This is a genomic window from Streptomyces mexicanus (genome assembly GCF_902506575.1).
Classification (GTDB): domain Bacteria; phylum Actinomycetota; class Actinomycetes; order Streptomycetales; family Streptomycetaceae; genus Streptomyces; species Streptomyces mexicanus.
Genome location: NZ_LR732638.1, coordinates 1 through 2,430, shown reverse-complemented (window position 1 = coordinate 2,430; position 2,430 = coordinate 1). Strand labels below are relative to the sequence as shown.

At 69.8% G+C, this 2,430-nt stretch carries 2 protein-coding genes; both read left to right on the top strand.

Going from position 1 to position 2,430, the window contains the following annotated elements; translation table 11 throughout:
- A partial coding sequence (locus GV126_RS34025) for a DNA/RNA non-specific endonuclease (protein ID WP_159675078.1) occupies window positions 1–1,585 on the top strand: 1,585 nt, incomplete at its 5' end.
- Window positions 1,586–1,624: 39 nt separating this feature from the next.
- A partial coding sequence (locus GV126_RS34020) for a hypothetical protein (protein ID WP_159675076.1) occupies window positions 1,625–2,430 on the top strand: 806 nt, incomplete at its 3' end.

Below are 2,430 nucleotides of genomic sequence, written 5' to 3'. Positions count from 1 at the left end.
CGCCGGCAGCTGCGACATCACCAGCCCCGGCAACTACAGCTACGAGCGCTTCTCGTACTGCGTGAGCGGCATCAACGTCACCTACATCCTGCGCGACAGCAACGGTCGGGAGATCGGACGCGGCACCTTGGCGGTCGCCACCAGCGCCGGCCTCTCCGCGACGGCCACGACCTGGAGCGAGCAGATCTCCACCACCATGACCAGCGCCAGTGGCGACGTCACCGCGCTGGACGCCAAGTTCCGCGTCTCCTGCGGCACGGGCTGCAGGGCCACCAAGACCGCCCCCTGGTACGGCGGCAACATCACCCTCGGCCAGACCCTGACCGGAACCGTCACCTACTCCTCGCCGCAGACGACGGGCTCCTCCGCCTCCTTCTACACGTCCTACGCGATGTACGTGACGTCCCCGGGCGCGGTGGCGGTCGACCCGAACGCGTCGTGGAACAACCCGCGTGATATCAGGTGCGACGACGCGGTCGGCGGCAGTTCGGTGGCGGGGTGTGCTGTTCCGTCGATCATGCCCGAGCTGTCGATGAGCACGCAGGGCTCGGATCAGGGCGGCGCGGTGGCGGCGTATCTGTGGGCCCAGAAGAACCTCACCGACCGCTGGGGCCTCAACACCCCGCTGACCCGGTCGACGAGCGGCGTGGCCGACCGTACGAGCAGCACCTGCGGAAGCGGCTCCTCGGAGCCCTTCGCGGACGCCACCGATCTCATACCGACCGACACCTGCGCCCAGTTCCCCTTCGCGGAGACCAAGGAAGGCGGACGGGACGGCGCCCAGTGCGCCGAACTCATCCCGCACTGGGGCAACGGCGGATGGATCGTCTTCGAGCTCAACGGCGGTTCGAGCCTCGACACCTCCCAGCGCTGTGTGCGCGCCCATGTCGCCGCCGCCGACAAGCAGTTCGCCGATACCCAGCTCGCCGACGGGTTCGCGAGCCAGCGGGTCATCGACACCGACCAGTTCAAGCTGACGTTCACGGCGTCGCTCGACGGCTCGCACGCGGAGTGCCTGGGGATCTCGCCGGAGGGCTCGCGCCCGGCCGGTGTCGGCTGGATCAAGAACACCGTCGAACCGGTTCCGCACGTCAACAAGACCGACCAGACGAGCCCGGCCGGCTACCGGGCGTCCACGGCGACCGCCTGCCTAGGCACGCAGCAAGGGCCTGGAAGTGACGCCGGGGGTGACATCACCGGCTGGGCGGACGCAGCCGCGTACGCCGCCAAGAACAATCTCACCGACGGGCTCTCCCGGTGCCACCTGATCGCCAAGGTTCTCGGCGGAAGGATCTCGCAGAACCTCGTCCCCTGCTGGCAGGCCGGAATGAACACCGGTGTGGGCAGCATGTGGGAAGAAGGCGAGGAGAAGGTCTGGAACGAGCTGAACGACGTCACCTTCAGCGACGACGACGCGATCCTCTACCAGGTGACTCCGACGTACCTGAGCGCCGACAGCACGATTCCGGTGGGCGTTACGATGAGCGCCAAGATCGAGCGCGGTGACGGTTCCGTGGAGCAGCTGTTCTCCGGCGTCTACATCCCGAACACCCAGACCGGCGGGCAGCACAACCTGGGGAACTGATCCCGCCCTCCTACCCTGTTCGTGCCTGCGGGAGCCAGCATGAGTTTTACCACCCCGCCGCGGCCTTTTGACGTCGCCGCGGTCTTCCCTCAGTTGGCGCCGCTGGCGCGCACCGCGACCCGGCTGCACCCGCGGCCGGGGTCGCCGACCGTGCACGACAGCTCTGTCGGCGGGCCGCTGCTGTGGCCCGCCGACGAGCCCTGGCCGCACTGCGAAGGACCGCACGAGAAGGGCGCGACGTCCGTGGTCCTCTCTCCGGACGACGTCCGTGTCCTTCGCCGCAACCGAGCGGCCATCACCAGCCGACGGCACCTGGGCCGCCCGGCATCCCTGCCCACGCCCGAGGAACTGGCAACCTCGAAGCGGATCCGCCAGGGCCGCCCGCGGCCCGAGGGCCCGATCCCCCTGCTCCCGGTCGCCCAGCTGTACGCCCGCGACGTCCCGCTCCCGGGCAGCCCGCCGGACGCGGACCTCCTCCAGGTCCTGTGGTGCCCCTTCGACCACCCGACGCATCCGCGCACGGCACTCTTCTGGCGCGCGGCAGCCAAGGTCACGGACGTCCTCGCCGATCCACCCGAGCCGACGGCGATCCAGCTGCCCTCCTACCTGCCCGAGCCGTGCGTCCTGTCTCCGGAGCAGGTCACGGAGTACCCCCATCCCATGGAGCTGAGCGAGGACCTCCAGCGGCAACTGGCCGACGTGAGCGTGTGGGAGACGGCCGGCCCGGCCTGGAACCCCGCGTACGCGATCGCGCCCCACGAGTTCTACCGGAACCAACTCGCCTACGCCCCCGGCTGGAAGGTCGGTGGCTGGTCCAGCTGGGGCCTCACCGACCCCCAGCCCCG